Source organism: Saliniramus sp., from assembly GCF_035311605.1.
In the GTDB taxonomy this organism is placed as follows: Bacteria; Pseudomonadota; Alphaproteobacteria; order Rhizobiales; family Beijerinckiaceae; genus Saliniramus.
The window spans coordinates 1-26,567 of the sequence record NZ_DATGCW010000196.1 but is presented as its reverse complement, the minus strand read 5'-3'; the positions used below and the strand labels follow the sequence as shown (position 1 = coordinate 26,567).

24 protein-coding genes are annotated in these 26,567 nt (G+C 64.4%); 14 read left to right on the top strand and 10 right to left on the bottom strand.

Annotated elements, in window-relative coordinates:
* The 6 genes from VKP01_RS09080 to VKP01_RS09055 form a co-directional block, all read left to right on the top strand.
* The coding region (locus VKP01_RS09080; protein WP_324411828.1) for a phosphodiester glycosidase family protein at positions 1-733 on the top strand (733 nt) is incomplete at its 5' end.
* A gap of 246 nt (positions 734-979) precedes the next feature.
* Positions 980-3,094 carry a transglycosylase domain-containing protein gene (locus VKP01_RS09075; protein ID WP_324411827.1) on the top strand — a complete coding sequence of 705 codons (2,115 nt, stop codon included), beginning with the start codon at positions 980-982 and terminating at the stop codon, positions 3,092-3,094.
* A gap of 45 nt (positions 3,095-3,139) precedes the next feature.
* Positions 3,140-4,885 carry a hypothetical protein gene (locus VKP01_RS09070; RefSeq protein WP_324411826.1) on the top strand — a complete coding sequence of 582 codons (1,746 nt, stop codon included), beginning with the start codon at positions 3,140-3,142 and terminating at the stop codon, positions 4,883-4,885.
* Between the two features lie 138 nt (positions 4,886-5,023).
* Positions 5,024-6,028, top strand: a complete 1,005-nt coding sequence (locus VKP01_RS09065; protein WP_324411825.1) for an ABC transporter substrate-binding protein — start codon at positions 5,024-5,026, stop codon at positions 6,026-6,028.
* Positions 6,029-6,036: 8 nt separating this feature from the next.
* Positions 6,037-7,770 (top strand): iron ABC transporter permease, encoded by a 1,734-nt coding sequence (locus VKP01_RS09060; RefSeq protein WP_324411824.1) that lies wholly within the window; start codon positions 6,037-6,039, stop codon positions 7,768-7,770.
* Positions 7,758-8,873, top strand: coding sequence for an ABC transporter ATP-binding protein (locus VKP01_RS09055; RefSeq protein ID WP_324411823.1), 1,116 nt, complete (start codon positions 7,758-7,760; stop codon positions 8,871-8,873). The genes VKP01_RS09060 and VKP01_RS09055 overlap by 13 nt, the downstream gene beginning before the upstream one ends.
* Positions 8,874-8,886: 13 nt before the next feature.
* Here the strand turns inward: VKP01_RS09055 and coaA are convergent, their stop codons facing one another.
* From coaA to VKP01_RS09030, 5 genes are all read right to left on the bottom strand, one after another.
* On the bottom strand, positions 8,887-9,870 hold the full coding sequence (gene coaA, locus VKP01_RS09050; RefSeq protein WP_324411822.1) for a type I pantothenate kinase: 984 nt from the start codon (positions 9,868-9,870) through the stop codon (positions 8,887-8,889).
* Positions 9,871-9,884: 14 nt separating this feature from the next.
* Positions 9,885-10,208: a phosphoribosyl-ATP diphosphatase gene (locus VKP01_RS09045; protein ID WP_324411821.1), complete on the bottom strand. Its 324-nt coding sequence runs from the start codon at positions 10,206-10,208 to the stop codon at positions 9,885-9,887.
* A gap of 10 nt (positions 10,209-10,218) precedes the next feature.
* On the bottom strand, positions 10,219-10,995 hold the full coding sequence (hisF, locus tag VKP01_RS09040) for an imidazole glycerol phosphate synthase subunit HisF (protein WP_324411820.1): 777 nt from the start codon (positions 10,993-10,995) through the stop codon (positions 10,219-10,221).
* 167 nt (positions 10,996-11,162) lie between these two features.
* On the bottom strand, positions 11,163-12,284 hold the full coding sequence (locus tag VKP01_RS09035; protein ID WP_324411819.1) for a polyamine ABC transporter substrate-binding protein: 1,122 nt from the start codon (positions 12,282-12,284) through the stop codon (positions 11,163-11,165).
* Positions 12,285-12,413: 129 nt separating this feature from the next.
* Positions 12,414-12,848 (bottom strand): hypothetical protein, encoded by a 435-nt coding sequence (locus VKP01_RS09030; protein ID WP_324411818.1) that lies wholly within the window; start codon positions 12,846-12,848, stop codon positions 12,414-12,416.
* Positions 12,849-13,065: 217 nt separating this feature from the next.
* Between VKP01_RS09030 and VKP01_RS09025 the strand changes: the two genes are divergently transcribed.
* Entirely contained in the window at positions 13,066-13,956 is an 891-nt protein-coding gene (locus VKP01_RS09025) for a S49 family peptidase (RefSeq protein WP_414706555.1), read from the top strand.
* 235 nt (positions 13,957-14,191) lie between these two features.
* On the opposite strand, the gene greA is transcribed toward VKP01_RS09025, so the two are convergent.
* Entirely contained in the window at positions 14,192-14,665 is a 474-nt protein-coding gene (greA, locus tag VKP01_RS09020) for a transcription elongation factor GreA (RefSeq protein WP_324411816.1), read from the bottom strand.
* 108 nt (positions 14,666-14,773) lie between these two features.
* Entirely contained in the window at positions 14,774-18,244 is a 3,471-nt protein-coding gene (carB, locus tag VKP01_RS09015) for a carbamoyl-phosphate synthase large subunit (protein WP_324411815.1), read from the bottom strand.
* 258 nt (positions 18,245-18,502) lie between these two features.
* On the opposite strand from carB, the gene VKP01_RS09010 reads away from it, so the two are divergent.
* From VKP01_RS09010 to VKP01_RS09000, 3 genes are all read left to right on the top strand, one after another.
* Positions 18,503-18,625, top strand: a complete 123-nt coding sequence (locus VKP01_RS09010) for a hypothetical protein (RefSeq protein ID WP_324411814.1) — start codon at positions 18,503-18,505, stop codon at positions 18,623-18,625.
* 5 nt (positions 18,626-18,630) lie between these two features.
* The gene (locus VKP01_RS09005; RefSeq protein WP_324411813.1) at positions 18,631-19,413 is read left to right on the top strand and encodes an SDR family oxidoreductase; all 783 of its coding nucleotides are present in this window, start codon (positions 18,631-18,633) and stop codon (positions 19,411-19,413) included.
* Positions 19,414-19,583: 170 nt separating this feature from the next.
* Complete coding sequence (locus VKP01_RS09000) at positions 19,584-20,420, top strand: 3-keto-5-aminohexanoate cleavage protein (protein ID WP_324411812.1); 837 nt, start codon at positions 19,584-19,586, stop codon at positions 20,418-20,420.
* A 15-nt stretch (positions 20,421-20,435) separates the two neighbouring features.
* On the opposite strand, the gene VKP01_RS08995 is transcribed toward VKP01_RS09000, so the two are convergent.
* Complete coding sequence (locus VKP01_RS08995; protein ID WP_324411811.1) at positions 20,436-21,131, bottom strand: alpha/beta fold hydrolase; 696 nt, start codon at positions 21,129-21,131, stop codon at positions 20,436-20,438.
* Positions 21,132-21,303: 172 nt separating this feature from the next.
* On the opposite strand from VKP01_RS08995, the gene VKP01_RS08990 reads away from it, so the two are divergent.
* Complete coding sequence (locus VKP01_RS08990; protein WP_324411810.1) at positions 21,304-22,905, top strand: DEAD/DEAH box helicase; 1,602 nt, start codon at positions 21,304-21,306, stop codon at positions 22,903-22,905.
* Between the two features lie 114 nt (positions 22,906-23,019).
* A complete protein-coding gene (locus VKP01_RS08985; protein ID WP_414706554.1) occupies positions 23,020-24,102 on the top strand; it encodes a GGDEF domain-containing protein in 1,083 nt (360 codons plus the stop codon).
* A gap of 95 nt (positions 24,103-24,197) precedes the next feature.
* Here the strand turns inward: VKP01_RS08985 and VKP01_RS08980 are convergent, their stop codons facing one another.
* Positions 24,198-24,542 carry a TfoX/Sxy family protein gene (locus VKP01_RS08980; RefSeq protein WP_324411809.1) on the bottom strand — a complete coding sequence of 115 codons (345 nt, stop codon included), beginning with the start codon at positions 24,540-24,542 and terminating at the stop codon, positions 24,198-24,200.
* Positions 24,543-24,602: 60 nt separating this feature from the next.
* Positions 24,603-24,992, bottom strand: a complete 390-nt coding sequence (gene sufA, locus VKP01_RS08975) for a Fe-S cluster assembly scaffold SufA (protein WP_324411829.1) — start codon at positions 24,990-24,992, stop codon at positions 24,603-24,605.
* A 206-nt stretch (positions 24,993-25,198) separates the two neighbouring features.
* Between sufA and VKP01_RS08970 the strand changes: the two genes are divergently transcribed.
* Positions 25,199-25,936 (top strand): 3-deoxy-manno-octulosonate cytidylyltransferase, encoded by a 738-nt coding sequence (locus VKP01_RS08970; protein ID WP_324411808.1) that lies wholly within the window; start codon positions 25,199-25,201, stop codon positions 25,934-25,936.
* Positions 25,933-26,567 (top strand): prephenate dehydratase (locus VKP01_RS08965; protein ID WP_324411807.1); only part of this gene is annotated, 635 nt, incomplete at its 3' end. The genes VKP01_RS08970 and VKP01_RS08965, both read left to right, overlap by 4 nt.

Here is a 26,567-nt window from a genome sequence, read left to right as displayed (position 1 = left end):
TCGACGGCGCGCTGCATCCGCGCTTCATTCGCGATTCGACCTCGCTGCGTCGGCGCAGGACGGCCCCTGCGCAGCGCAGCTTTTCGACGATGCGCGCTTCACCGTCTGCACCATCGACCCGGCCACGCACGACATCGTCCTCTATACGCGCGATGCACAGGGGCGCGCCTATGCCGGATTCTCGCGCCTGCCGCAGGAGCGCGACGGGGCGCCGCTGGTCTTTGCCATGAATGCGGGCATGTATCACGCCGATCTCTCGCCGGTCGGCCTGCATATCGAGAAGGGCGAGCAGCTCAAGTCGATCAACACCCGCCCAGGACCCGGAAATTTCCATATGCTTCCCAACGGGGTATTTTACATGACAGGCGACACGGCCGGCGTCGCAACGGCGGAGAATTTCCTTGCGCGCGGCATCGCGCCCGATCTCGCCACGCAATCGGGGCCGATGCTGGTGATCGACGGCGCGCTGCATCCGCGCTTCATTCGCGATTCGACCTCGCTGCGTCGGCGCAACGGGGTCTGTGTCGGCGATGACGGCGTCATCTCGTTTGCAATCTCGGAGCAGAGGGTGAATTTCCATCATTTCGCGCGGCTGTTCCGTGACCGGCTCGGCTGCAACGATGCGCTTTATCTTGACGGAACCATGTCGAGCCTGCATGCGCCGGCGCTCGGGCGCTCGGATGCGATCCGTCCGATGGGGCCGATCATCGCGGCCTATCCTCGCCGAAATTGATTACGGCCACGGTTTCGCCGCGATGGCGTGGCCTTCATGCAACGCTCACGGTTTCGTGTGTCGCGAAAGCCTCGTTCCAGCGCCATCGTCCATCAATCATTCATGCTTGATTTCGTATTTCGTGGAACTCATGCGATGCTCTGGTGCTTGCAATCAGGCGAGATCGGTTTAACCAATCGCCGGTGCATGGGGCAGGGCTTGCGCGCAACCAACCTATCTCTGGCCTGAGGGGAGGGCCGTTCGGCGATGTCGGATGCTTTTGCAGTCTTTGGTGCGCTCGTGGCACTGTCCGCGCCGATCGTGGCGGGTCCCGTCGGTTTCGTGGAGCCCGAACATGCCATCGTGCTCGGCCAGAGCGAGCGCGCCGGGGCGAGCGCCTCGGCCCCGGCTTTCTATGCCGGCGGCGAGGAAATGGGCCGGCTGGGGGTCGATAATCCCACGGTGACCTTCGAAGATCTCCCGGAAACCTTCATCAAGGCACTCATTGCGGTCGAGGATACGCATTTCGAGCAGCATATGGGTGTCGATCCGGTCGGCGTGACGCGCGCGGCAGCCGGTCTGGCGCGCGGGCAATTCGTCGGCGGCGGTTCGACGCTGAGCCAGCAGCTCGCCAAGAACGTCATTACCGGCGCGCGTCAGACCATCGATCGCAAGATCGAGGAGGCCTATTCCGCCGTCGTGACCGAGACGCTGGCCGATAAGGAGGAGATCCTCGAATCCTACGCCAACGCCGTGTTCTTCGGGCGTCGTTCGGAAGGTGCGGCCCGTGCTGCGCAGAACTGGTTCGACAAGGAGTGGGACCAGCTCTCGCTCTCGGAATATGCCTTCCTCGCCGGTGTCCTGCAGGCGCCCTCGGCGCTCGATCCGCTACGCAATCGCGAGCGGGCGGTAGCGCGGCGCGACCATGTCATCCGCCGCATGGAGGCGGTCGGCTTCATTACGCCCGAAGAGGCCGGCAATGCCATTGCCGAGCCGCTGGAGGTCTCGCCCGGTCCGCGCCCCGTACGCTCGAGCATCGCCATTCCGGATGCTGATTTCTGGGCGCTTTCGGAGGCGCGCCGCTTCATCGTCGGCGAGAATCTGGCCGATCTCGCCGAGCGCGGGGGATATGTCAGCACCATCCGGCATGATGCCCAGTTCATGGTGCAGGAGGTCCTGGCCGAACAGCTGGGCCGCCTGAACGGTCGGGTCGCGCATCAGCCGCTCGGCTTTGTGCCCGCAGAGGCGCTCGCGGAGAATAGCCAGACCCGGATCTGGCGTGCGGCCCGGGAGGCCGTGTCCTTCATGCCCGAGGGTGCCTGGCGCGTCGTGGTCGATGGCAACGATCTGCTGATCGAGGATCGCCCCGCACTGGGTGAAGTCCCCGAAATCGCAAATCGCCCGAACTGGCTGCGCCCCCGCGGTGTTTACGTGCTCAAGCCTGATGGTAGCATCATGGGGCGCCCGAACGTGCAGGGCGCCGCAGTCGTGATCGATACGGCGACGAATGAGACCATTGCGTCCGTAGGTGGTTACGCCACCTGGGCGAGCCAGTTCGACCGCACACGCGCCATGCGCCAGCCGGGATCCTCGATCAAGACGCTGATCTGGCTGGCCGCGCTCGAATACGGCTACAATGCGGAAGGTTACATTTCGGATGAGCCGCTGACTTTCCGCGATGGCGACGGCTGGTGGACCCCGCGCAATTACGGACGGGAGACGCTGGGTCTCGTGCCCTTCTTCACCGCCTTCGAGCGCAGCCTCAATGTCGTGGCTGTGCGCATAGCCGATTTCGTCGGCATGGAGCGTATCCGCCCATTCCTCGAGGATTCGCAGCTCTACAGCTTCGGCGAGCCGCGCCTGAGCAATCTCTCCACCGCAATCGGTGCGGTCGAGACGACGCCCGCAGCCATGGCCATGGCGATGTCGCTGCTCGACCCGCGCACCAGTGACCTCGCCTCCCGCTCGGCTTTGCAGGAACTCGAATCGATGATGGCGGGCGTGGTCGTGCGCGGCACCGCCGCCGGCGCCTTCCGGGATGGCCCGACGGGGGTGGTCGGCAAGACGGGCACCTCGCAGGACCATCGCGACACCTGGTTCGTCGGGCGCACCGGTGACCTCGCCTTCGCGATCTGGATCGGGCGCGACGATGATCGCACGCTACCCAATCTCGACGGTCGTCGCCCGACCGGCGGTGGATTTGCCGCACCGCTCGCGGCACGGATCGTCACCGAACTGCGCGCGATGGGACTGAGCGAAGAAGAGCTCAATCCGCCGCTGTTCCCGCCAAAGCCGATCATCCCGATTCAACCGGTGCAGCCGATCGAGCCGGATCCGCGCTATTCCGCCGGGAATGACAATCGGCCATTTTCGGTGCGCTGACTTGAATTTGAACCGCTTGACGCAGCTATATCAGGAATATCGTCGATGATCGCGACGCGTGCAGCGCTTTTCGCAATGCTGACTGCCGGCATGCCGCTGGCCGTGGGCCATATCTCCTCAGCGGCCCTCGCCCAGACCGTGAGCCCGGAGATCCTCACACAGGATCTCCCGGTTCTGGTCGAGGAGGGTGACGGCCTTGCCGAAGCGGATATTCGCGCTGCGCTCGAAGGGCTGCATCCTGTCCTGGCGACCACAGCCTGGGAGGAGGTCCGTCCCGGTGAGGGTATGGTTCTGCCGATTCTCGAAGAGGCTTTCCTGCCCGATAATTTTACCGTCGGTGCGCCGCGCTTCACGCTCACCGGTGTGGCGCTCGCACTCGCCAAGCGCGATACACGTATTCTTGCCGGGCAGTTCCACATGCTCGACGGTGCCATCGTTCTCACCGATGTGACTCTGAGCAATCTGGCCGGAGAGGCGCGTGCCGAGACGATCGTGCTCGCGTCCGAGACTATCGGTCATCTCGGTGATTTTCTCGACACGGAGTCGCAGGCGCGCGTCTACCCTGCGAATGCCGGTTTCGTCACGGCGCTGGATCTGCGAATCGATACGCGCGAGATCGTGCGCGAGGACCGTCCGGGGCCTGTCTTCAAGTCGATGATGCAGACCGAAGGTTTGCTGGTCGAGGGTTTGTACGTGCGTTTCCCCAATGATTCGCGCGATCGCGTCGAACAGGATGCAGACGGCGCACAGGAGGGAGATACCGAAGAAGCGGCGGTCGAGGATGCGGAAGCCGAAGCCGAAGCAGAGGCGCCGGTCACTGCGGATGCCGATGCGAAACGTCTTTTCGTGGAGCGGATAAAGGGTGGTGCGACGCGCGGCGAGGCCGTCTTCGCCGGCGAGGCTTCGTTTTCTCTTGCGCGCTTCGAGGGGACCGTCTCCGGTTCGCTCGCTGCCCTGTCACCGCGCCGCCTTCTCGCGCATCTGGAGCAGGAACCGACGCATTTCGTCGCGCAGCCAGCCGGCGAGGGGCGCATCGATGTCGATTTCAGCGATTTCGTCATGCAGGTCAGCGGCCGGCGCGGCGTTGGCGCGAATCCCGTCCCGCCGGCGCCGGTGGATCTGCTGATCGGTGAGGGCGCCTTGTCCGTCGCGGTCGAACGCGATGGCGTTGTCACGCTGGCCGGCCATGTCGTTGCAGCCGAGGCCGCGCCGCAGATCCTTGCCGGCACCCCGCTTGAGGCTGCAGCCGTGCAAGTCGCGGCGACAGCGAGCACCTCCGCCGACAGGTTGTTCGGGGAAGGGCGTGCGCAAGCGCGGCTCGCGCCGGGCTATGGCGTCGATCTCGATCTCTGGCTGGATGCGCCGGGTCTGCTCACGCTGCGCAATGCCGCAGACGTCGATCTGCCTGACAATCTGCGCGCCTCGCTGCGCGGCGGGCGCATGGCGGCCTTGTTGCCGCTGATTTTCGAATCGACAGCGCGCCGACTCACCTTCGCGATGATCGACGAGGGGCTCGGCGCTCTGGTCGAGGCAGAGACGGGCCGCAGCCTGCGCGAATGGGTTGCCGATGCGGTGGCTGCCGAGGCACCTGCCGGTGGTGGCGGTGGCATGGAGGCCATGACGCTGCAACTTGCGCTGGGCCAGCTCGAAGGCGTCTTCGTCATGCTCGAGGATGAGGGTTCGGTGCGTCTCGAAGCGGCGTCCGAGCGTCCCGCAAGCCTGGTGCTGCAGGCGCTCGAATTCCTGCGTTCGGCCCGCCCGGTCGCTGAAAAGGCCGAGATCCGTCCGTGAGCATGCCTGCACCTGCCGGGCGCCAGCGCATCGGGCCGCGTCATATTTCCCCAACGGAATTTCTTGTGATTGTCACAAGCGGGTAACATGGTGACGTTAGTGCGTCCGGAGTCGATACAAGCACCGGGGAGTGACCTTATGACGAATGACCGCGTGACCTTCAAGCGCGCCGCGATGATCGCCGCGACGCTCGGTTTCATGTTTTCTGCCGGCTCCGCTCATGCTCAGAGCGGCGATCTGGTGATCTACACCTCGACTCCGACCGAGCAGATGGACGAGCTCGTTGCGCGGTTCAACGAGACCTATCCCGACGTCAATGTGGAGTATTTCCGCTCCGGCACGACCGAGGTGATCAATCGCCTGCAGGCCGAGTTTACCGCCGGTGCGCCGCAGCCGGACGTGCTGCTGATCGCCGATACCGTGGTGATGAGCCAGCTCAAGGCTGATGAGCGCCTGATGGCTTATGCGGATGCGCCGATTGCGGGCACTGATGCCGCGCTGCACGATTCCGACATGACCTTCTTCTCGACGAAGCTGATCACCACTGGCTTCATGGTCAATACCGACAACGTGGCCGACCCCGTCACCTCCTGGGTGGATCTGGCGGATGAAGCCATTGCCGGGCGGCTGATGATGCCGAGCCCGCTCTATTCCGGCGCCGCCTTGATCCATGTCGGCACCGTGACCAATCTCGATGGTTTCGGCTGGGACTTCTACGAAGCGCTGGCTGACGGCGGTGCCGTGGCCGGGCGCGGCAATGGTGGCGTGCTCGATGCGGTCGCACGTGGTGAAATGGATTACGGCGTGATCGTCGATTTCATGCCGCTCAACGCGAAAGCTGATGGTTCGCCGGTCGATTTCATCTTCCCCGACGAGGGCGTGACCGCGGTTACCGAGCCGGTCGCCATCCTTTCCACCGCCAACAATGTCGAGGCCGCCCAGGCTTTCGTAGACTGGCAGCTCTCGGAGGACGGTCAGCGTTTCCATGTCGAACAGGGCTACCTGCCTCTGCGTGAGGGTATCACGCCCCCGGATGTGTTCCCGGCCATGGATGCGGTGAACGTCATCACGATCGACCCGGCCCTGCTGATGGAGCAGACCGAGGAGATCAAGCGCCGTTTCGCTGACCTGTTCGGCGGCTGATCCGAGGGATGTCGGTCGCGCAGCGGGATCATCCGGGCGCGCTCCGGCGCCGCTTTCCGGACATGGGGGCCGAGACGCTGATTCTGTCGGCGCTCGGCCTCTATGTCGTGGTGCTTTGTATCTGGCCGCTCGCCCGTCTGCTCGCCACCGTCTTCGCCGATGGTGCGGCGGAGGGCATTGCCTTCATCGCAGAGGTCTGGTCCGGGCGCGCAGCCCGTCGCGCGACCTGGAACACGCTGGAGGCGAGCTTTCTTGCCACCATCGTCTCTGTCCTGCTGGGCGCGGCGACGGCGCTCATTGTGGCGCTGACGGATCTGCGCTACAAGGTACTTCTCGTCTTTCTGCTGCTCCTGCCGCTTCTGATCCCCCCGCAAATCTCGGCTTTGGCCTGGCTCGCGATGATCGGCCCCCAGAGTCCGCTCTGGCTGATCCCCGGGCTGGAGGCGGTTCGTCCGGATCGTAATCCGTTGCTGGGGCGCGATGGGATCGTTCTGGTGATGGGGCTCGAACATGCGCCCATGGTCTTTCTCGCGGTGCGCGCCGCGCTGCGTTCGCTGCCTGCCGATCTGATTGATGCGGCGCGCGCTGCGGGCTCACGCCCAATGGGGGCATTGCTGCGGGTGATCCTGCCGCTGATGTTGCCTGCGATGACCGCCGGCGCGGCGCTCGCCTTCGTCTCTGCCATCGGCAATTTCGGTGTTCCGGCCTTGCTCGGCATACCGGGGCGCTATCCGATGCTCTCCACGCTGATCTATCAGCGGCTGTCGGGATTCGGCCCTGGCGCCCTGCCGGAAGTCGCTTCGCTTGCCCTTATTCTCGCCGGGATGGCGGTGATCGGCATCGCGGCCCAGACGCTGATCCTGCGCCGCCATGCTGCCGCCGTGGACCGGGTCGGGGCGACGCATGGCGGTTTCGCCCTCGGGCGCTGGTTCTGGCCAGTGACACTGGCCGTCTGGGCGCTGATGCTGCTGATCGCCGTGATGCCGCTGGTCTCGCTCGCCGCCTCGGCGCTGGTGCCGTCGGTGGGGATGCGCCTGACCTGGCAGACGCTGACCTTCGATAATCTGATCTATGTGGTGACGGGCCTCGGCAGCGCGCAGCGCGCCTTCGTCAACAGCCTCTTCCTTGCCGGTACTGCTGCGGTGATCACCGTCTGTGTCTGCGCGCCACTGGCCTGGCTGATGGTGGCGCGGCGTTCGCGCGTGGCGCAATGGTTGAACGTCGCGGCGGATGCGCCCTATGTCCTGCCGGGTATCGTTCTTTCGATTGCGGTGATTCTCGTGCTGCTGCCTCCTCTGCCGATTCTCGGGATCAGCCTCTACAATACCATCTGGATCCTGCTCTTCGCCTATCTTGCGCGTTTCCTCGCGCTCGCACTGCGCCCGGTCGTCGCCGCCATGGCGCAGATCGATCGGGCCGGCGAGGAAGCGGCGCAGATGGCTGGGGCGCGGCCCTTCCACCGTCTGCGAACGATCATTCTGCCGCTGCTCGCCCCGGCGCTCGGAGCGGGTGCGATCCTCGTCTTCCTCGGCGCATTCTCCGAGTTGACCGTCTCGGCGCTGCTTTGGTCGCGGGGATCGGAGACTGTCGGCGTCGTGATCTTCAGCCTGTATGACGAGGGGAATTCGACCGCTGCTGCTGCGGTATCGGTCTGGGTTCTCGCGATCATTCTCGGCCTTGCCCTCGCCGTCTCTACGCTGGGGCGGCGTCTGCCGGAAGGAGTTCTGCCATGGCGCATGTGAGCCTGCGCAACGTCACCCGCATCGCTGCCGGGCGGCGCATCGTCGATGACGTGTCGCTCGAGATCGCCGATGGCAGCTGTCAGGCGCTGCTCGGCCCTTCGGGTTGCGGCAAGACCACGCTTCTGCGCCTGCTCGCGGGGTTCGACGCCCTCGATGGCGGTGAGATCCGTTTTGATGACGATGTGGTCGCGCGCCCGGGGCGCCAGCTCGAACCGGAGGATCGGCGGGTCGGCATGGTGTTTCAATCCTATGCCCTGTGGCCGCATCTTGATGTGGCCGGCAATGTCGATTACGCCCTGCGTGTGCGCAAGGTCGCCCGGGCGGAGCGGCGCAGTCGCGTCGAGGAGGCGCTGGAGATCGTCGGCCTGCCCGGTTTCGCCGAACGCAAGGTGCAAGACCTGTCGGGCGGTCAGCGCCAGCGCGTGGCCCTCGCGCGCTGCCTCGCCATGCGCCCGCGTCTTGTTCTGCTCGACGAGCCGCTTGCCAATCTCGATGCACATCTGCGCGAGACCATGATCGACGCGTTCCGCGCCTTCCATGCAGCGAGCGGCGCGACGATGATCTATGTCACCCATGATCAGGCCGAGGCGATGGCGCTCGCCGACCGGATCGCGGTGATGGATCAGGGGCGCTTGCGGCAGGTGGATACGCCGGTACGGCTCTACGATGCTCCCTGCGATGCCATGGTTGCACGCTTCATCGGGCAGGGGCAACTCTTGCCCGTGGAGGTGCTGGCGCCGCCTGTCTCGGGGCAGGTGCGGGTGCGGCTCTACGGATACGAGACGGATCTGCGCTGTGAGGCCGGGCAGGGGGGAGGCACCGCGACGGCATGCCTGCGCCCGGATGCGATCGCCATCGCCGGGACGGGTGATGCGGGGATTGCAGCGCATATCCGCGACGTGCGCTTCGAAGGCGCTTCACAGCTCGTGCGGATCGCCCCGGTATCGGCACCGCAGACACCGCTCCTCCTGCGCACACGCGGGCCGGTGCCTGCTGTGGGGGCATTGGTGCATGTCACGGTCGATGATGGCTGGATCCTGCCACATGCTGCGCAGGAGGCACCCGAGACGGTCGCCTTCGAGCGGGCGCAGGCGGCGGAATAGCCAGGGCGGCGGCTCACAAACGGCGCAGCGCGACTTCCTCGATGCGATGGCTCTCGCCCTTGCGCAGGATCAGGCTCGCGCGCTGACGGGTGGGGAGCACGTTTTCATGCAGGTTGACGAGGTTGATCCGGCTCCACAATCCATCCGCTATGGCGACCGCCTCTGCCTCTTCGAGTTCGGCATATTTGTGGAAATAGGATTTCGGGTCGCGGAAGGCCGTGTGGCGCAGCCGCAGGAAGCGATCGATATACCAGCGATGCAGATCCGCCTCGTCGGCATCGAGGAAGATCGAGAAATCGAAGAAATCCGAGACGAACGGAATTGCCTTGCCGTCACGCGGCATGCGCGCAGGCTGGAGCACGTTGAGGCCTTCGACGATGAGGATGTCGGGCCGGTCGATCACGACGTCCTCGCCGGGCACGACATCATAGACCAGATGCGAGTAGAGCGGTGCCTTCACGGCGGCGCGTCCGGCCTTGATGGCGTTCAGGAAGCGCAGGAGCTTGCCGGTATCATAGCTCTCGGGAAAGCCCTTGCGTTCCATCAGCCCCTGGCGCTGCAACTCGGCATTGGGCAGAAGAAAACCGTCGGTCGTGAGCAGATCGACCTTGGGCGTATTCGGCCAGCGCGCCAGCAGCGCCTTGAGTACGCGCGCCGTGGTCGACTTGCCGACGGCGACGGAACCGGCGACGCCGATGATATAGGGGGATTTGCGCTCGTTCTCGGCCATGAGGAAGCGTTGCGTGGCGCGAAACAGCCCCTGCGTCGCCGCAACATAGAGCGAAAGCAGCCGCGAGAGCGGCAGATAGATCGCGATGACTTCTTCGAGCGAGATCGGATCATTGAGCGACTGCAGCTGCATGACCTCATCGCCCGACAGCGTCATCGGCTGATCGGCGCGCAACCCCGCCCATTCCTCGCGCGTGAAGGTGCGATAGGGCGAGAGGGCCGCGTCGTCACTGCGTTCGCCGATTTCCCGGGCCAGGTTGACGTTCATGGCGCTGTTTCCGTTCAGGCGGCCGGGCCGCGCGAGGCTTTCTCGGCGAGGCCCGATTGCGCCGTGCGCCGCTCAAGCTCCGCCATCACCGCATCGAGCGACACATTGCGTGCCGCCAGCAATGCCATCAGATGATAGAGCACATCGGCGCTTTCGGCGATCAGTGCTTTCGGATCATTCTCCACCGCCGCAATCACCGCTTCCACCGCCTCCTCGCCGAATTTCTTCGCCGCGCGGGCGGGATCGCCGGCGAGCCGGGCGGTGTAGGATTCCTCCGGCGAAGCCTCGGCGCGCGCAGCGACGATCGCGGCGAGATCGGCGAGGGTGAAACCGCTCACATTTGCCTCCTCAGGCATCCAGCCGCACCGGCAGGCCGGAATCGGCCATGGCGCGCTTGGCCTCGCCGATCGAATATTCGCCGAAATGGAATATCGAGGCGGCAAGGACTGCATTGGCGCCACCATCGCGCACGCCCTCGACCAGATGATCGAGCGTGCCGACGCCGCCCGAGGCGACGACCGGTACGGAGACGGAATCGCAGATCGTGCGCATCAATTCCAAATCGTAGCCGGATTTCGTGCCGTCGCGATCCATCGAGGTGATGAGCAGTTCACCGGCGCCGAGATCGGCGACCTCGCGGGCATAGGCGATGGCATCGATCCCGGTGGGGTTACGCCCGCCATGGGTGAAGATTTCCCAGCGCGGCGGCGCGCCTGGCGCAGAGACGCGCTTGGCGTCGATGGCGACGACGATGCATTGCACGCCGAATTTCTCGGCAGCGCGGCGCACGAAATCGCGGTCCTTGACCGCCGCCGTCATGATCGAGACCTTGTCGGCCCCCGCCAGCAGCAGCGCGCGGATATCCTCGATACTGCGCACCCCCCCGCCCACAGTAAGCGGCATGAAGCAGGCCGCAGCCGTGCGGCTGACCACATCGAGCAGGATGCCACGATCCTCGTGGCTGGCCGTGATATCGAGGAAGCACAACTCATCCGCACCGGCGGCGTCATAAGCAATGGCGCACTCCACCGGATCACCGGCATCGCGCAGATCCACGAATTGAACGCCCTTGACGACGCGACCGTCCTTGACGTCGAGGCAGGGAATCAGGCGGGTCTTCAGCATGGCCGCAAGGGTCCTTTTCGCAATGCGGTATCCCGGCAACATCCTTGCGCAACTTCCCGAGGGTGCGTCAAGGAACAATTCGCCAGACGGGATTGGGATTGCGGCGCGCAACCGCGTCCGCCGGCGGCCATCGGGGCAGCCGGCAGACGACGGGTCGGCCCGCCGGATCAGCGCCCCGTCTTGATCCGTGTCCAGGCGCGGGTGATCAGGCGCTGCGTGCGCGCATCGTGAGCCGTGGTGATCAAAAGGCCGTCCATGGTTTCGTCATCAGGGTAGATTCCCGGATCGTTGAGGATCGCCTCGTCGATCATCGGCTTGGCCGGCAGCACGCCGGACGCATAGGCGACGTAGTTGACATTTGCCGCCGCGATCTCGGGACGCAGCATGAAATCAATGAAGGCGTGGGCATTTTCGGAATTAGGCGCATCAGAGGGAACGGCGAAGGAATCGAACCACATCACTGCTCCCTCACGCGGCACGAAATAGGCGATATCGATTCCGGAGCCGGCTTCCTCTGCCCGGTCACGCGCCTGCAGGATGTCGCCGGAATAGCCCACCGCCACGCAGATATCGCCATTGGCGAGGGCGTTGATGTATTCCGAAGCGTGGAACCGGCGCACATATGCGCTCATCTGCGAGAGCAGTGCCGCAGCCTGTTCGATCTCGCCGGGATCGCGCGAATCGTGCGGCAGGCCGAGATAGTTGAGCGCGGAGGGGAACATGTCGTCGGCGGCATCGACGATATAGATCCCGCAATCGGACAGCTGCGCGGCGATCTCGGGATCGAAGACCAGCGACCAGGTATCGAGCGGCGCATCCTCGCCGAGGCGTTCGCGCACCATGTCGAGATTCACGCCGATTCCGGTGGTGCCCCACATGTAGATCACCGAATGCGCATTGCCGGGATCATAGATCGCGGTGCGCTCGGCGATTTCGGGCCAGACATTGTCGAGATTGGAAAGTTGCCCCTTGTCGAGCTCGGTCAGCGCGCCAGCCTGGATCAGCCGCTCGATATACGGGCCCGTCGGCACGACGATATCGTAACCGGAACGCCCGGCCAGCAGGCGGGTCTCGACGATCTCGTTGGTGTCGTAGGTATCATAGACGACGCGAATGCCCGTTTCTTCCGTGAAAGCTTCGAGCGTGGCGGGATCGACGTAATCCGACCAGTTATAGACGTTCACGACCGCATCCTGCGCCAGCGCGGTGTCGCTTGCGCTGATCGCGAGGGTCAGGGGCAGGGCAAGCGCCGTGCAGGCGACTGTTGTGGTGAGGAAGGTGCGCAGCATCGCGGGCCAGCTCCGGTGCTCTTAGGGGGGACGGGGTGATCTGCCATCCAGACGACAGGCGGGTGCAGGGTAGAAACTCATCCCCGCACCCGCAAGCACCATATCGCGTCGAGCGGCCCGAAACCGGGCTCAGCGGCAGACGCGACGACGATCGGTCACCCAACCGCGCCCGTCCCAGTAGCGCTCGGTGCGCACCGTGCAGGAATGGCTGCGGCTGCGGCGGTCATCGCGCCAGCGCCGGTCACCCCTGTCGTAGCGCTGGTGGTCGCGCCAGTGCGAACGCTGATCACGCCAGTGTGAGCGGTCATCGTAGCGCGGTGGTGGTGCGGATTTGCGGTGTGGCGCAGCTTTACGATGCGGCGCAGCCTTGCGATGCGGCACGACCGGGCGATGGGTGTACGGGGTCACCGGCAGGGTCTGGCGATGATCGTGGTGGCGTACGATCGGCGGCTGGCCCGTGCCGAAGGTGATCGAGAAATCCAGCGCCCTCGCATTGTCGGCGCCGAAAGTGAGCGCCGCGATAGCGATGGTGATGGCGGCGAAACCGAGCGTGATCTTGCGCATTGTCCTGTCTCCCGTGGCGCGGCACGCCAATGGCCGTGCCGGATCTGATGCCTCCCTTCTAGAGCGTCGCGACTGAACCGGCCCGACATGCTGCGTTCATCCGGCATTCAGGCGGATAAACCGGCCTGCGCGGCTGTGGCGCTGTCCGTACCTGCTTGCCGAAAGCTCCGGTGGCCACTACTTCCGGAATGCGCTTCGCGGGGCGGCGCCTTGAAACATGCGAGAGGAGCGGAATTTGTCCAGTCTGACGGATCGTATCGCGGCCATCCTTCCCGGAGCGGTCGTCGGTCGCAAACCCACAATTCCGGTGGTGCGGCTGAACGGGGCGATCGGCATATCGATCGGCCTGCGTCCGGGTCTGTCGCTGGCGAGCTTGGCGCCGTTGCTGGAGCGCGCTTTCAGCTATCCGCGTGCCTCTGCGGTGGCGATCGCGATCAACTCGCCCGGCGGCTCCCCGGTGCAATCGCAACTGATCCACACCCGCATCCGGGCACTGGCTGACGAGAAGAAGTTACCGGTCTACGCATTCTGCGAGGATGCCGCGGCGTCCGGCGGTTATATGATTGCCTGCGCCGCCGATGAAATCTTCGCCGATGCGTCCTCCATTGTCGGCTCGATCGGTGTGGTCTCTTCCGGCTTCGGTTTCCACGAACTGATCAGCCGCTATGGTATCGAGCGTCGGCTCTACACCACGGGTGAAGCCAAGGCGATCCTCGACCCGTTCCAGCCGGAGAAGGCGGAAGATGTCGCGCGGCTGCGCAAACTGCAGGAGCGCGTCTTCGACGCCTTCAGGCAACTGGTACGCGATCGCCGGGGCACCAAACTACCGCAGGATCTCGATCACGAGCTCTTCTCGGGCGCCTTCTGGGCAGGGGAGGATGCGAAAGCGCTCGGGCTGATCGACGAGATCGGCGATATGCGCAGCGTCCTGCGTGCGCGCTTCGGCGAGAAGCTGCGGCTGCGCCCGATCCAGGCGCAGCGTCCCGGCCTGATTTCGCAATTCATGCGCCAGCCCCCCGGCGCCGGCGAAATGCGCAGCATGATTGATCCGCGCGAGGCGCTCGCGACGCTCGAAGAGCGCGCCCTGTGGTCGCGGCTGGGCTTGTAGTGGCGAGGGGACGTTCGGGGGGCTGGCGCCGCCATGATGCAGGTCAATCTCCCCCGCACGGAGAGGGACGCGGGTGAGGGGCGGCGCCGATCATTCTGCGGGATCAATGGCGACTGCGCGCTTGATCACGCGCCGCGCTCTGTTCTGAAGCGCCCCTCACCCCCAACCCCTCTCCAACAGGCAGTGGGGAGTTCTGGCGAGCGCTTCATGGAGCGCGAATCAATGATCGGGAAGCTCAGCGGAACTCGACACTCACGACTTCGTAGGACTTGCCGCCTCCGGGGGTCACCACTTCGACGGTATCGCCGATCGATTTGCCGATCAGCGCCTTGCCGATCGGGGAACCGATGGAGACGCGACCGGAATGGACGTCGGCCTCGGGTTCGCCGACGATCTGATAGACCTTTTCTTCTTCGGTGTCCTCGTCGATAAGCTTCACCGTGGCGCCGAAGACGATGCGCTCGCCCGAAAGCTTGCCGATATCGATCACCTCGGCGCGCGCGATCAAGCTCTCGAGTTCCATGATGCGCCCCTCGTTATGGGACTGCGCTTCCTTGGCGGCGTGATACTCGGCATTCTCCGAGAGGTCGCCGTGCGAGCGCGCTTCAGCGATCGCCTCGACGATGCGCTTGCGCTCGACCTGCTGGCGATGCTTCAGCTCTTCCTCGAGCTTCTGGAAACCGGGGGCCGTGATCGGAACCTTATCCATCTTATTCTCTTCAAAGCCGAATTGAAGCGCGGAGCCTCCTTCCGGACGCTCCGCGCCTCATCTGATTCATCTCTGGGTCTGCCGCAAGGCAGGCCCGCTCTCGCGGTGTCAGGCGAAATATTCCTGCAAGGACCGCACCTGCAGATCGCCGCCCATATAGGCCGTGATGCCTTCAACCGCAGCAATCGCTCCTGCCAGAGTGGTGTAGTATGGCACCTTATGCAAGAGGGCTGCGCGGCGAAGCGAGCGGGAATCGGAAAGCGAGCTCGCACCCTCGCTGGTGTTGAGCACCAGATGTACATCGCCGTTCTTGATCGCATCGACGACGTGCGGGCGCCCCTCGAGGACCTTGTTGATGCGCTGTGACACGACGCCCTCCGCTTCGAGGAAGCGCTGCGTGCCGTCAGTGGCCAGAATGGTGAAGCCGTGCCCCGCCAAGGCGCGCACGGCCGGCAGGATGCGCGCCTTGTCCGCATCCTTCACCGACACGAAGGCAACGCCAGCGCGCGGCAGCGTGACACCGGCACCCAGCTGGCTCTTCAGAAAGGCCGTGCCGAAGGAGGAATCGAGCCCGATCACCTCGCCGGTGGAGCGCATTTCCGGCCCGAGCAGCACGTCGACCCCCGGGAAGCGTGCGAAGGGGAAAACGGCTTCCTTCACAGCGATATGGTCGAATTTCTTCTCCCGGAGTGCGAAGCTCTCCAGCGTCTCGCCCGCCATCACCCGCGCGGCGATCTTGGCGATCGGCTCGCCGATGACCTTGGCGACGAAGGGCACCGTGCGCGAGGCGCGCGGGTTGACTTCGAGCACGTAGATGTCGTCGCCCTTGAGCGCGTATTGCACATTCATCAGGCCGCCGACATCCAGCGCCAGCGCCATGGCCTTCGTCTGGCGTTCGAGCTCGGCGCGGATCTCCGGGGACAGCGTATGCGCCGGCAGCGAGCAGGCAGAATCTCCGGAATGGATTCCCGCTTCCTCGATATGCTCCATGATCCCGGCGATGAACACATCCTTGCCGTCGGCGAGGCAATCGACATCCACCTCGACGGCATCAGAGAGATAGCGGTCGAAGAGCAGGGGATTACGACCCAGAACCGTGTTGATCTGGCCGGTCTTGTCGTTGGGGTAGCGCGCCTTCACATCCGAGGGGATCAGGCTCGGCAGGACGCCCAGCAGATAATCCTCGAATTGCGATTCATCATGGATGATCGCCATGGCGCGTCCGCCCAGCACATAGGAGGGGCGCACGACCAGCGGCAGGCCGAGCTCGCCGGCGATGAGGCGGGCCTGCTCGACGGAATAGGCGATGCCGTTCTGCGGCTGCTTCAGACCCAGCTTGTCGAGCAGGCGCTTGAAGCGGTCACGGTCTTCCGCAAGGTCGATCGCGTCGGGCGAGGTGCCGAGAATCGGAACCTGCGCCTCTTCCAGGGCGCGCGCGAGCTTCAGGGGTGTCTGTCCGCCGAACTGGACGATGACCCCGTGTAGCGTTCCTTTCGAGCGCTCCAGAGCGATGATTTCCAGCACGTCTTCCGCCGTCAGCGGCTCGAAATAAAGGCGATCCGAGGTGTCGTAGTCAGTCGAGACCGTCTCGGGATTGCAGTTGATCATGATGGTCTCGAAGCCGGCATCACCCAGCGCGAAACAGGCGTGGCAGCAGCAATAGTCGAATTCGATACCCTGGCCGATACGGTTCGGCCCGCCACCGAGGATGATGACCTTCTTGCGGTCACTCGGCAGAGCCTCGTCCGCCGGTGCGCCGGCAAACAGGTTCTCGTAGCTCGAATACATATAGGCTGTCGGCGAGGCGAATTCGGCCGCGCAGGTATCGATGCGCTTGAAGACCGGGTGCACGCCCAGACTGCAGCGTACCGTCTTGACCTGCGCTTCGGACTTGCCGGCGAGCACGCCGAGCCGGTCATCGGAAAAGCCCAACGCCTTGAGCCGGCGCAGCAGGGTGGCGCTCTGTGGCAGGCCGAAGCGGCGGACCTTTTCTTCCATGTCGACGATGGCGCGGATCTGCTCCAGGAACCAATGGTCGATCTGGCAGGAGGCGTGGATATCCTCGTTCGAGGTGCCCAGCCGCATCGCCTGCGCCACCTTGAGCAGGCGATCCGGCGTCGGGCGCCCGAGCGCCGCCTTGATGGCATTGCGATCATCGCCCTTGCCGAGACCCTCGATCTCGATCTCGTCCAGCCCGGTCAGGCCGGTCTCAAGCGAGCGCAGTGCCTTCTGCAGGCTCTCGGGGAAGGAGCGCCCGATCGCCATCGCCTCTCCGACCGATTTCATCGAGGTGGTGAGCGTCGGCTCCGCGCCGGGGAATTTCTCGAAGGCGAAACGCGGGATCTTGGTGACGACGTAATCGATCGTCGGCTCGAAGGAGGCCGGTGTGGCGCCGCCGGTGATGTCGTTGGCGATTTCGTCCAGCGTATAGCCCACTGCGAGCTTGGCGGCGACCTTGGCGATGGGGAAGCCCGTCGCCTTCGATGCCAGAGCCGAGGAACGCGAGACGCGCGGGTTCATCTCGATCACGACCATGCGGCCCGTCTCGGGATTGATCGCGAACTGCACGTTCGAGCCGCCGGTCTCCACCCCGATCTCGCGCAGGACCGCGATCGAGGCGTCGCGCATGATCTGGTATTCCTTGTCGGTCAGCGTCAGTGCCGGCGCGACGGTGATGGAATCGCCGGTATGAACGCCCATCGGATCGATATTCTCGATGGAGCAGATGATGATGCAGTTATCCGCCTTGTCGCGGACGACCTCCATCTCGAACTCCTTCCAGCCGAGCACGCTCTCCTCGATCAGCACCTCGCCGGTAGGGGAGGCGTCGAGGCCGCGCTCGACGATGTCAAGAAACTCCTCGCGGTTATAGGCGATGCCGCCGCCGGTGCCGCCCAGCGTGAAGGAGGGGCGGATGATCGCCGGCAGGCCGATTTCGGCCAGTGCCATCAGCGCCTCGCCGAGCGCATATTCCTGGCAGCGCTTGCGCCGCTCGCTTGCGCCGGCAGCCCATTTCGCCTCGAATTCCGTCTTGAGCTTCGCCTTCTCGCCCTCCGTCACGTCCATCCCGGCAATCCGGCTGATCTCTTCCTGGTACTGCGCCTTGTGCTTGCGCTTGAGATCGGAGGCGTTGGCGAGCCGCGAGGCCGGGGATTCGAGCCCGATCCGCGTCATGGCTTCGCGGAAGAGCTGGCGGTCTTCCGCCATGTCGATGGCTTCCGCCGTGGCGCCGATCATCTCGACACCGTATTTTTCGAGCACCCCCATCGCCTGCAGCGACAGCGCGCAGTTGAGCGCCGTCTGGCCACCCATGGTGGGCAGGATCGCATCGGGGCGCTCCTTCTCGATGATCTTGGCGACGATCTCGGGCGTGATCGGCTCGACATAGGTTGCATCGGCCATTTCCGGATCGGTCATGATCGTGGCCGGGTTCGAATTGACCAGGATGATTCGGTACCCCTCCTCGCGCAAGGCCTTGCAGGCCTGGGTGCCCGAGTAATCGAATTCGCAGGCCTGGCCGATGATGATGGGGCCTGCGCCGACAATCAGGATGGAGGAGATATCCGTGCGTTTGGGCATGATCGATCCGTCAAGATGCGGGAGACGTTCGCATAAAAAAGAGGCCGCGCGCCGAGTGAGAGACGCCGCCTCATGCTCCGTCGCCCGGCGAGCGTTGCACGCGGGTCGTGATGGTGCAGGGCTATAGACGGAAATTTTCGTGAAGGGAAGGTGTCCGTGTGGCTTTGCGCCCCGCGATTCGCGCTTTTGTGCACATAATCTGCGGCGAACCGTTGCGTTGCGCGCCGCACCATCTACTCTTTCGCTGATGGCAATGCGGTGCAAGACTATCCGCAACGGCTGTCGCGCGGCATTCCCGGTACCGCCTGCGCGATCCCGGTCATGGCAGAGCGCGCGCAGTGTTCCTATGTGATGAAAGTCGAGGATGAGCAGGAGGGGTGACAAAGATGGCCAATATACGCTGGACGGTGGTGACGGGTGCCTCGGGTGGAATCGGCGCGGAGATGGCGCGCGTCTTCTCGGGGATCGGGCATAATCTCGTCCTCGTTGCCCGCCGGCGTGATCGGCTCGAAGCGCTCGCCGAAGAATTGCGCAAGCGCGACGGCGGCCTCGTCGAGGTGATCGAGGCGGATCTGGCCGATCCCGAGGCGCCCCAGGCGCTGTTCGATGCGATTGCCGCAAAGGAAATCACGGTCCACACACTGGTCAACAATGCGGGCTTCGGCCTCGGTGGCGATTTCGTCGACCGCCCGATCGCGGAACACGTCAATCTGATCGACGTGAATATCGGCGGGCTGACGCGCCTGTGCCACCTGTTCCTGCCCGGCATGCTGGAGCGCAGGCAGGGCGGCATCATCAATGTCGCCTCGCTCGCCTCCTTTCTGGCCGGTCCGCACATGGCCTCCTATTATGCGAGCAAGGCCTATGTGCTTTCTCTCTCCGAAGCGCTCTACGAGGAAGCGCGCCCGCACGGCGTCATGGTGACGGCCCTGTGCCCGGGCGCCACCGAGAGCGGCTTCGGCGAGCGTGCGGGTATCCTCGACACGAAGCTCTTTGCCGGTCGCAAGATGAGCGCCGAGGCTGTCGCGCGGATCGGCGTCGAAGGGTATCGCGCCGGTCATGCCATCGTGGTACCGGGGGCGATGAACCGGATCACGGCCCAGTTCAGCCGCCTGATGCCGCGCTTCATCTCGCGCCGTGTCGCGGCGTCGGTCAATCAGAAGAAGTAGGATGCTTCGCCCGCAGTATCAGTCACGCGGGTGCGGCTTTGCCCAATCGCGTTTTTACCGGATCCGCGCCACCTGCAGATGGTCAAGCTTCGGCCTCCGTGACATCACGGAGGTGACATGCCGGCTTCATCCCCGATGATGGGCCGTGGGGATCGGTCCGGGAGGGTGGCTTGAGCGAAGAGACAATTGGCAATGCGCCGACGATCATAGCCGTGGCGCCCAATGGCGGGCGGCGCACCCAGGCCGATCATCCGGCCCTGCCGGTGACCGCTGCGGAGACCGCGCGCACGGCGGCGGCTTGCCGGGAGGCCGGTGCGGCGATGCTCCACATCCATGTGCGCCGGCCCGATCAGCGCCATAGCCTCGATGTCGATCTCTACCGCGATGCCGTCGCCGCAACCCGTGATGCCGTGGGGCCCGAGATGGTGATCCAGGCTACGACCGAATCCGTCGGCCTCTACGGGCCCGACGCGCAGATGGCGATGGTGCGCGAACTCAGGCCCGAGGCGATCTCGATGGCATTGCGCGAACTCGCACCGGATGACGATCACAAGGCACGCTTTGCCGATTTCACCGGATGGCTGCGGCGTGAGAACATCGCCGGGCAGATCATTCTGTATGATCGCGACGATACGGCGCGCGCCCGCGCCTGGGCGCGGGAAGGCGTGTTCGATCCCGCGCAAATGTCGGTGATCTTCGTGACCGGCAAATACACGCCGCCGACCACGGCGATGCCGATCGACCTCTTGCCGCTGTTCAATGATTGCGCGGAGATCTTCCGGGACTGGATGTTGTGCTCCTTCGGGCCGAACGAAACCGCTTGCGTCACCCTCGGGGCGCTGCTGGGCGGGCATTGTCGCGTCGGTTTCGAGAACAATCTCGATCTGCCCGACGGTGGTCGTGCGCCCGACAACGCCGCCATCGTCGATGCGACGGCGAGGGCGCTGGGCAGCGTAGGCCTGAAAGTCGCCGCACCGGCACAGTTGCGCGCGCGCTGGGGGCTGTGAGACCCGCCTCGCGGCTCAGGTCGTGAGCCAGGCCGCAAGCGCCCGGTTGACCGCCTCAGGGCGTTCCATCGTCGCGAGATGCCCACAATCAGGGATGATGCCGAGTGTCGCCTGCGGCAGGGCTTCGGCCATTTCCTGCGAGAGTGCCGGCGGCGTCAGCACATCCTCGTCGCCGACGATGACGAGCGCCGGGATCTTCATCTCGGGAAGCCGTGCCCGATGATCGCGACGGCCCATGATCGCGCGTTCCTGCCGGATGAAGGCCTCGGGGCCGATATTGCTCGCCATCGCGGCAATCCTTGCCTGCAGCGCGGTATCCTGCCCGCGCGCCTGCGCCACGAACTTGCGCGACAACGTCCGGCAAACCTCGTCGAACCGCCCGGCCTCGGTAAGGGCGATCAGGCGCTTGCGATCCTCGCTCGCCTCCGGCGCATCGGCGCGGGCATTGGTGTCGAGCAGCGCGATCCCGCTGGTCCGCTCCGGCGCCTGCGCCTGCACTTCGAGGGCGATATAGCCGCCCATGGAGAGACCGATCAGGGTGAGCTCATCGTCGGGATACGCCTCCAGCAGGCGACGCGCCATCGCTGCGATCGTATCGTCTCTGGTTGTGTCCGCGATTGCGACCCGATGTGTCTCGCGCGCCATCGCGATCTGATCGGCAAACAGATCGGCGTCGCAAATCAGCCCGGGAATGAAAATTATCGTCGCCATGAGCCGGCCTTTCTCGTGCAAATGATTGACAAACAGGGCGTTCGCCATATGGTCCACGCGCACGACTTGTTCAGGCTGAGCCTGAAAACGAATTACGCATCCCTTCGTCTTAGTCGTGCCGGATGGATGCGGCAATGCAGCTCCAGACGCTGCGGAACGGTTTCTACACTCCATGTCTTTTGACGAACTCGGTCTGAGTGACAAGGTTCTCCAGGCGGTTACCGCTTCCGGTTACACGCAGCCGACGCCGATTCAGGAACAGGCGATCCCGCATATTTTGGGTCGACGCGACGTGCTCGGTATTGCGCAAACCGGTACAGGCAAGACGGCGGCTTTCACGTTGCCGATGCTGACCATGCTGGAAAACGGTCGCGCCCGTGCCCGCATGCCGCGCACGCTCATTCTTGAACCGACGCGCGAACTCGCGGCGCAGGTTCAGGAGAATTTCGAGCGCTACGGCGGCAACCAGAAGCTATCCGTGGCGCTTCTGATCGGCGGCGTGTCCTTCGGTGACCAGGATGTCAAGATCACCCGCGGCGTCGACGTGCTGATCGCCACGCCGGGGCGCCTTCTCGACCATTTCGAGCGCGGCAAACTGCTCCTTACCGGTGTCGAACTGCTCGTCATCGACGAGGCGGACCGGATGCTGGATATGGGCTTCATTCCCGATATCGAACGTATCGTGAAGCTGACCCCCTTCACCCGGCAGACGCTTTTCTTCTCGGCGACGATGCCGCCGGAAATTCAGCGCCTTTCGGATGCGTTCCTGTCGAATCCGGTTCAGATCGAAGTCTCGAAGCCGGCCTCGGCGGCGACGACGATCACCCAGCGGCTTGTCGCGACGCGCAACGAAGCCGCGACGAAGCGTGCGGTTCTGCGCGATCTGATTCGCGAAGCGGACGCGATCGATAACGGCATCATCTTCTGCAATCGCAAGCGCGATGTCGCGACGCTGCATCGCTCGCTGCAACGGCACAAGTTCAACGCCGTCGCACTGCACGGGGATATGGATCAGCGCTCGCGCATGATTGCGCTCGACGCTTTCCGCAAGGGTGAAGCGACCCTGCTCGTCGCAAGTGATGTCGCTGCGCGCGGGCTCGACATCCCCGCCGTCAGCCATGTCTTCAACTACGATATTCCCCACCACGCCGAAGATTACGTCCACCGCATCGGTCGTACCGGTCGTGCGGGCCGCGCCGGTGCGGCCTTCACGCTGGTCACGCCGGGTGACGAGAAATCGCTGTCTGCGATCGAAAAGCTGATCGGTGGCGCCGTCGTCTGGTACGGTGATGATCTGGCGACGTTGAAGGCCGGCGGTGGTCGTGGAGCACCGGCTTCCGACGCGGACGAACAGGCTTCCTCCCAGCGTTCGCGGCGTGGCGGCAAGCGCAAGCAGGCCGCAGCGCGCGGTGATGACGAGGATACGGGGCGCTCCGGTCGGCGGGTCAGGGCAACGCGGAAGGCGGCGCCGCCTGAACAGCCGGTCGACGATGCCGGGGCGTCTGGTGAATCGCAAGAGGCGCCGCAGAAGCGGACGGTTCGCGACGAAGCTTCCGTCGCAGGTGATTCGCGCGGCAATGAATCCGGTAAGGCAAAGACCCGCAAAGCGCCCGTTAACCCGGAGGCGTCACGAATTGATGGCGAGCGCACGAAGACGCGCAAGTCCTCTCGCTCGCGTCGTGACGAGGAGGCAGATGCCTTGTCGGAGACGGGCTTCGGCGATCATGTCCCCGCCTTCCTGCTACGCCCGGCGCGACCCAAGTCCAAGAAATAAATCGGCGATTGTGTGTTGTTAAGGGTTTATTGAACCGATTGCGCAGATACTGTCGTTAATGGCTGTTTCCAGGCTCGTGAAGAGAGCAGGGACGGGTGAAGGGGCAGAACGGTCGTGTCACGCAATCAAGCCGGATCAGATGTCGAGAGGACGTTCACGATTTCCCAGCGTGCGCTGGAACTGATGAAATCGTACGGTTCTTCCGCGACCCCGCGTTCCTACGAGGTCTGGTACACCTATGTGGCCGGGCACAAGCCGGCCTTGAATGACGCCGTCAAGCGGATCGCGGCGGAAAACGGCAAGATTGATGAAGGCGATATCGACGCGCTTCACACCGAGTATATCTCATCCGACCGTTTCACCGAAGAGGCCGAAAAGACCGGCGCCGTCGTCATTTCCGAGATCGACCAGGTCATGGAAATGCTCGACATGGCTCTCGGCTCGACACAGAAATACGGCGAATCGCTTGATGCCTTCGCCGCAGATCTCAACAGCGGTGTCGATCGCAGCCGCGTGCGCGAGATCGTCTCATCTCTCGTCCTCGCCACCAAGGATGTGCGCGCCACCAACACAACGCTGGAAGCGCGCCTGCGTGAGACGCGCGGTGAGATCGACACCCTGCGCGAGACGCTCGAAGCAGTGCGCATGGAATCGCTCACCGATCCGCTGACGGGAATCGCCAACCGCAAGCATTTCGAGGAAATGCTGGTGAAGTCGCTGGACCAGGCGTTGGTCGAGCGCTCGCCGCTTGCTCTGGTCGTCATCGATATCGACCATTTCAAGCGCTTCAACGATACCTATGGCCATCTCACAGGCGATCAGGTGCTGCGTCTCGTCGGCATGACCATGCGTGAGCAGGTCAAGAGCAAGGCGACGCTGGCCCGCTTCGGCGGCGAGGAATTCGGTATCATTCTCCCGGATACGACGCTGGAGACCGCGCGCGCGACGGCGGAGCGTGTGCGCACATCCGTGATGAGCCGCGAACTGATCAAGCGCTCGACCGGCGAGTCATTGGGCAAGGTGACGATTTCCGTCGGCGTCTCGGCAATGCGCAAGGGCGACACCGCTGTCTCGCTGCTCGAGCGCGCCGATCAGTGCATGTTCTTCGCCAAGCGCAACGGGCGCAACCGCACCATCGCGGATGCCGATAGCGAATTCCAGAAGGCGCACGGCGAGGGAATGACCGAAGTCGCCTGATCGAATTCCTGTCGCACCGAAGCCCGTGGACCGGTCTGACCTCGTCGGATCGGCTTTTCACGCGGACGGCGACCTCGCCCGGCGCAGCATTCGCATCAGCGCCTTGCGCGCATATCATCCGGGTCATGCCCTGATTTGCCACGGGCCTTTCGCGCGGCTTGACGCAGCGCAAAGGCATGCGCGCGCTGCGCCCATTGCGCCATGATCTCAGGGTCTTCCAGTGCGGCAAGCGGTGCGCTCCAGTAGCCCATGGCCACATCGCGATCGCGCTTGCGATAATGAAACTGTTCGCAACCGGCTTCACGAAAGGCCGGCGCATCTGAATCATCCGCCTTGAGATAGAGAACGCCATCGGCCTCGAGGGCGAACATCAGGCCATCGCTGAATATGCCCTGACCGCCGAACATCCGCCGCAACCAAACCGGCCCAAAGGCGCTCATCGCTTCCCTGATCGCATCCGCATCCACGATCGTGTCGCCTTGCGCTGATGGTCCTGCAGATCAGCGTGCCGGGCTGTCGGCCTCCGCCACCGGTTCGACCTTCGCCGGTGTGATCGCGACCGATTCACCGCAGCCGCAGGCCGATGTCTGGTTGGGATTGTTGAAGACGAATTGCGAGGCGAGTTTCGTCACCTGGAAATCCATCTCGGTTCCCAGCAGGAACAGCACCGCTTTCGGATCGACGAAGACCTTTACGCCCTTGTCCTCGACGACATCGTCTCCCGGCGTCGCGGTCTCGGCATATTCCATCGTATAGGCCATGCCCGCACAGCCTGCGTTGCGCACGCCCACACGCACGCCCTCGAGGGGCCTGTCCGCATTCGCGATGATCTCCTTGACGCGATCCGCGGCCGCATCCGTCAGGGAAATGACTTTCAATCCACCAAACATCTTTTTCCTCTCCACCCACGGGTAGAAGGCCCGGGCCAGTGAGTTGCCTGTTTCCAACATAGTAAGATCGGCCGCCCGCGTCGAGGGTCGTTTCCGTCATCGCGGCTTTTCGCAATGCAATCGTTGCGATTCCTTCCTTGCCAGCGAGCCGGGGAGGGGGCTATCTAGCGCCCTCATCGCGCAAGAAACGGCGAAGTGTACACGCCATGTCGGATCCCATCATCCTGATACCTGCCCGCATGGCGGCCTCGCGGCTGCCGGGCAAGCCGCTTGCGGATATCGCGGGGGAGCCCATGATCGTGCATGTCTGGCGCCGCGCCATCGAGGCCGGTATCGGTCCGGTCGCGGTGGCGACGGATGCGCCAGAGATTGCGCAGGCGGTCGAGGCGGCGGGCGGCGTCGCGGTGATGACGCGTGGCGATCACGCTTCGGGCTCGGATCGGATTTTCGAGGCCCTCGAAGCACTCGATCCGCAGGGGCGCCATGACGTGGTGGTGAACGTGCAGGGCGATTTTCCCACCATCGATCCGCGCGCCATCGCCGCCGCAATCCTGCCGCTGGCTGACCCCGCCGTTGCGCTCGCCACGCTCGCCTGCCCGATCAGCGACGAGGACGAGGCGAATGATCCCAATATCGTCAAGGTGGTCGGCTCCCCCATTTCCGCAGGGCGACTGCGCGCACTCTATTTCACCCGCGCCCGTACGCCCTGGGGAGAGGGGCCGCTTTATCATCACATCGGGCTCTACGCCTTTCGCCGGCGCGCGCTGGAGCGCTTCATCGGCCTTGCGCCGTCGGCTCTGGAGACCCGTGAGAAACTCGAGCAGTTGCGTGCGCTGGAAGATGGTATGCGCATCGACGTGACCCTCGTCGACGACGCGCCCTTCGGCGTCGACACGCCCGAATCCCTGGCGCGCGCCCGCGCCGTTCTCGGAGACCGTTCATGAGCAAGACCATCGCCTTTCAGGGCGAGCGCGGCGCGAATTCGAATATCGCCTGCCTCGACGTGCATCCGGACTGGACCCCATTACCGTGCCCGACCTTCGAGGATGCCTTTGCCGCCTTGAAGGACGGTCAGGCGCAGCTTGCGATGATCCCGATCGAGAATTCGGTGGCGGGTCGTGTCGCCGATATCCACCATCTGCTTCCGGAATCCGGGCTTCACATCATCGGTGAATATTTCCTGCCCGTACGCCATCAGCTGATGGCGGTGAAGGGGGCGACGCTCGCCACGATCCGTTCAGTACAAAGCCACGTCCAGGCGCTCGGCCAGTGCCGGCGTACCCTGCGCAAGCTCAACCTCGTCCCCGTCGTCGGTGCCGACACCGCGGGCTCCGCGCGGCAGATCGCGGAGCTGGGTGACCCGACCCGCGCGGCCATCGCGCCGAAGCTGGCCGCCGAGGTCTACGGTCTCGAAATCCTCGCCGCCGATATCGAGGACGAGGCGCATAACACCACCCGCTTCATCATCCTCTCCAAGGATCCGCTGGAGATCGCCGCCGGCACGGCGGATTGCGTGACGAGCTTCGTCTTCCGCGTGCGCAACATCCCCGCCGCGCTCTACAAGGCGATGGGCGG